This is a genomic window from Photorhabdus sp. RM322S, from assembly GCF_042879395.1.
GTDB classification, from domain to species: Bacteria; Pseudomonadota; Gammaproteobacteria; order Enterobacterales; family Enterobacteriaceae; genus Photorhabdus; species Photorhabdus khanii.
This window is the reverse complement of record NZ_JBHFKW010000094.1, coordinates 1-3784: the sequence shown is the minus strand read 5'-3', so window position 1 is coordinate 3784 and position 3784 is coordinate 1. Positions and strand designations below refer to the sequence as shown.

Annotated in this window: 5 protein-coding genes and 2 pseudogenes; 5 read left to right on the top strand and 2 right to left on the bottom strand. The window is 44.8% G+C overall.

What is annotated here, in order from left to right; translation table 11 throughout:
- Nucleotides 1-110: 110 nt before the first annotated feature.
- The 5 genes and pseudogenes from ACGF63_RS22480 to ACGF63_RS22460 form a co-directional block, all read left to right on the top strand.
- Nucleotides 111-266: a hypothetical protein gene (locus ACGF63_RS22480; RefSeq protein WP_265380704.1), complete on the top strand. Its 156-nt coding sequence runs from the start codon at nt 111-113 to the stop codon at nt 264-266.
- A 240-nt stretch (nt 267-506) separates the two neighbouring features.
- Nucleotides 507-773, top strand: coding sequence for a hypothetical protein (locus tag ACGF63_RS22475; protein ID WP_387633296.1), 267 nt, complete (start codon nt 507-509; stop codon nt 771-773).
- Nucleotides 758-925: pseudogene (locus ACGF63_RS22470) on the top strand (IS982 family transposase); the annotation flags it as partial. The gene ACGF63_RS22475 and the pseudogene ACGF63_RS22470, both read left to right, overlap by 16 nt.
- Before the next feature lie 125 nt (nt 926-1050).
- A complete protein-coding gene (locus ACGF63_RS22465) occupies nt 1051-1338 on the top strand; it encodes a transposase (protein ID WP_132347725.1) in 288 nt (95 codons plus the stop codon).
- Nucleotides 1339-1763: 425 nt separating this feature from the next.
- A pseudogene (locus ACGF63_RS22460) lies at nt 1764-1885 on the top strand (hypothetical protein); the annotation flags it as partial.
- 154 nt (nt 1886-2039) lie between these two features.
- Here the strand turns inward: ACGF63_RS22460 and ACGF63_RS22455 are convergent.
- Entirely contained in the window at nt 2040-3086 is a 1047-nt protein-coding gene (locus ACGF63_RS22455; RefSeq protein ID WP_387633294.1) for a YhcG family protein, read from the bottom strand.
- 408 nt (nt 3087-3494) lie between these two features.
- Nucleotides 3495-3784, bottom strand: a 290-nt coding sequence (locus tag ACGF63_RS22450) for a hypothetical protein (protein WP_387633297.1), incomplete at its 5' end; no start/stop codon positions are given.

Sequence of the window (3784 nt, the reverse complement as noted above, 5' to 3'; positions counted from 1 at the left end):
TGCGCCGTGAAAGCGGCGAATCGAATCCCTGCCTTAGGCAGGAGGAGTTGGAAGAAATACTGCTGGGTCATCAGTCTTACCGGATGGTGAAAATCTTAAGGGACATAAGCATGACTGAAAAGCACAGGCCCGACGAACATACCGAATCGGTTGTTGTGCAAGACCCGCGTAATAAGGTTAAAGCTGTATTGCCTGAACCTCAGACACCAGTGATGGAATACTCACATCCACAGCCACGGTATGTCAGGGCTGTGTCGGCAGGATAGGCTGGTAAACCTCTCGCCAACCGAAATCTTCCCCTGCTGAACGACGGTCAGCGAGATCGTTCAAGGTGTCGAACGGGGAACCTACGTTGCGCTATCACGTTCGATTCGTGCGAACACGGGATCGCCTACGGGTCGCGAGACCCAGGGTGACGGAGTGATCGTAGTAGTCCGGGGACGGGAAAGCCGTCCACATGGCGAAGGATCACAGGTGTCTGACGACCAAATATTGAGGTAACCGAAATGGCCACAGCCGAAAATGTTCTGGCCGTCTATTCCGATCGAGGCAGGCGGAAATTCACAAGTTTTGTCCAACCAAAATCGGGAAAAATGACACTGGAAAGCCGGATGAGGTCGAAAGTCTCATGTCCGGTTTGGAGAGGGGGCGTTCGGAAAAGTGCTATAGCAAATGGTAACTCGCTGGCGCTCTACTCTACCTCACGTACCGTTCTGCGAGAGGCTGCGGGGGGCAGTTCCCGTGGCCTACTCACCCGATTAATGGGCAATTAAAAACCCTTTCTCAAATAGCACATTCTCGCCACCGAAGTATAAAAAGATTTATGTTGACCGTTTTAGGCGGTTTGATTGCTTATTGTCTTAAATGGAAGAAGCCATCACTGAAAGTTTTCTATTCGGAAGACGATTTTTTAGTGACGGCTTAAACAGAATTCAGGTTGAATATTTTTAAAAGCCATTAACTAGGGTTTTTTTAGCTGCAAACTGTTGTGCTTTAATAAATCCGGACACTTTGGTAAAGGAATAGTATGACGTTAGCTCAGGTGTCTTTATGAAACGAAAATCACCCCAAAAATTTACCAATGACTTTAAACGAAAAGCCGTCAATTTGATTGTTGAACAGCACTATACGGTTCCACAGGCGGCTGAAGCATTAGGACTCCCCAAAAAGCTGCTGTATACGTGGCGGAAACACGCGGTTGAGCAAGCTCAACCCGGCGCATTAACGCCCGATGAGCGACAGGAATTATTACGGCTTCGTAAAGAAAACAACCAACTAAAAATGGAGAAGGAGATCTTAAAAAAGGCGAGCACCTTCTTTGCGAGAGAACTACTGTAAGGTGTTGGTTCATTAAAGAGCAGGCAGGCCACTATCCCATCCATTAATTGTGCCGGGTGATGAAAGTCAGACGTTCAACATTTTATATTTGGCAAGACAAACCTGTTCCATCACCATCTCTACAAGACTATGTTTTCTGATGAGAGTGAAGGAAGCTGGAAAGGTCGGTAATAACTGATGGTTAGTTTACTACTGGAAGATCTAATACCTGCCAATAAAAACAGATTCAGGCATCAACCATTATTTTGCTACGTGAGCTAATATAGAAGAGCCTGTTGGAGTTGTTTAAAAAATAGTTGAAGGTATTACAGACAGCGCTATTGCAAATTTATCAGAGATACCTACTTTAACACATTTTAAGGCATTAACTCTTACAGCTAAAGTAAACAAGGCTAAATTACATTGATGATTTAGAATCGATGTAGACACGGTATGGTTGTCGTCTGAAAAGTATGGTGGAACAATTTTGTTGTTTAACAATCAGCTCGATCCGGTTCGCATAGCTGAATTGCGCGACAGGATATTAGCGGTTGGGCAACCAATATGATGAATTTCATTTGCAGTTACCATGAGTGAAAAAGTGGTAAATGCGAGTCCGACCATTTTCGTTTGCGAGTAGTTACAGGTAATGGCAATCAAAGGAGTTGGCGTAGATTCAAGAGGAGAAATTTTCTCCCCTTTACGCGTCAAAGTAAAAAATTCTACTGCGGTTTTTCTTGTTGATCTAACAAATGCTGACGCTCTTTTTCGAGCTGTAAACGAAGCTCTTCTTCACTTGGCAGTTCCAACATGTATTTTGAGGCAAACAATTGCTTGCTGTCGTTGAGTACTGAATATTTGGCAACGGTATGATTGTTTTCGGTACATAAAATTAAGCCGATGGTTGGGTTATCATCACTGCGGCGTTTTTTCTCTTCGTACATGCGCACATACATGTCCATTTGCCCCACATCTTGATGAGTGAGCTTATGCATTTTCAGGTCAATCAACAAAAAGCATTTGAGATGAAAGTTGTAGAACACCAAATCAATGTAATAATCGCCATCATCGGTACTGATACGTTGCTGACGTTCGACAAATGCAAAGCCTTTACCGAGTTCCAGCAGGAACTTTTGCAGATTGTCGATTAGCGCTTGTTCAAGTTCACTTTCTTGTAGTGCAGCACTCGGTAAACCTAAAAAGTCGAAAATATATGGGTCACGCAAGTAATCTTTTGCCGATAAAGTCAGTGCCGTGGTTTTTTGCTGCGCTTCATCCAGTACAGACTGGATATTTTGTTGCTTTGCTTGAGTAGAAAGCAAGCGCTCGTAATAGAAGGTACCGATTTGGCGTTCTAACGCGCGAGCAGACCAAGCCTGCTCAATTGCTTCTTTCATATACCATTGTCTGGTTTGTTCGTTTTCAATGCGGGTTAAGGTGCGGTAGTGTGTCCAGCTTAATTCGTGACGCAGTGCGTCACGATTTGGAAAAGTAATATAAAACAATCTCATATAACGAAGATTGGAGTTATCAAAACCTTTGCCAAACTCTTTGGTTAAAGAAGTGGAAAGGTTTTTGAGTACTTTCTTACCATATTCAGCGCGCGTCTGTCCTTGTTGTTCATCTTCGACAATCAGGCGGCCGATTTCCCAATAAGTTTGCACCATAACAGTATTGACTGCTTGTGCGGCTTGTTTGCGACCTTGGGTTAATAGCGCCCTAATATTGTCTAGCAATAGGTTTGATTCCGGTAATGTGGGTTGATTCATTATGCAGCCTCCATGTCTTCTATTTTTTCTCTGTGTACATCGAATATGTATTTTTAAAAAACAGAGTGAGGAAGAAATCGTTGCAAATGGGTAGGATGCCTATATCACGAAAAATATCATATGCATTCCAGACCGCTTGTTTGATTGAGTTAGCACTCATCATTCATTATTCTCATCAAGTAACTTTTGAAACATGCCCTGAAGTATAGGGGAATCTTAAATCCGGTGACAATCCTCCCTGAATATTCGCAGAGTAGCCAGAGACAGTTACCTGTCTCCAGCCCTCTAAGAACCGTGCGTGCGCCTTTCAGCGCACACGGCTCAAGCCTTACTAAGGCCTGATAATGACCCGGTAACCCAACGTGCTTTACTCCTGGATACATCCCTTCCCTTATGCTCCGCTTCGGGCTATCTGATCCGCGCACGACGCTCAAAGTACTGTCGGTATGTCGGATCATAAGGGGTAGCATTAGCTCTGATCTTGATGTGGCGGACGATCGGGGTACTCGCCATTGAGAACAGGTCGAGATATCCCTCATCCGCATATTTAACGACATAGACTTTCTGGCGAGGGGCAGCGCGTTGTGCCACCCACTCCAGCCCGTCCAGTGCCATATTAGCCAGAACCGGTGACGCGATACCGCCCTGTGGTGTTCCTGCCTGAGTGGGGTAGACCTTGCCGTCTTCCATGTAGCCTG

Bases quoted from the DNA above. Each gene is read 5' to 3' on its own strand.
- ACGF63_RS22480 (WP_265380704.1), top strand. From the start codon at position 111: ATGACTGAAAAGCACAGGCCCGACGAACATACCGAATCGGTTGTTGTG.
- ACGF63_RS22475 (WP_387633296.1), top strand. From the start codon at position 507: ATGGCCACAGCCGAAAATGTTCTGGCCGTCTATTCCGATCGAGGCAGG.
- ACGF63_RS22455 (WP_387633294.1), bottom strand. From the start codon at position 3,086: ATGAATCAACCCACATTACCGGAATCAAACCTATTGCTAGACAATATT.
- ACGF63_RS22465 (WP_132347725.1), top strand. From the start codon at position 1,051: ATGAAACGAAAATCACCCCAAAAATTTACCAATGACTTTAAACGAAAA.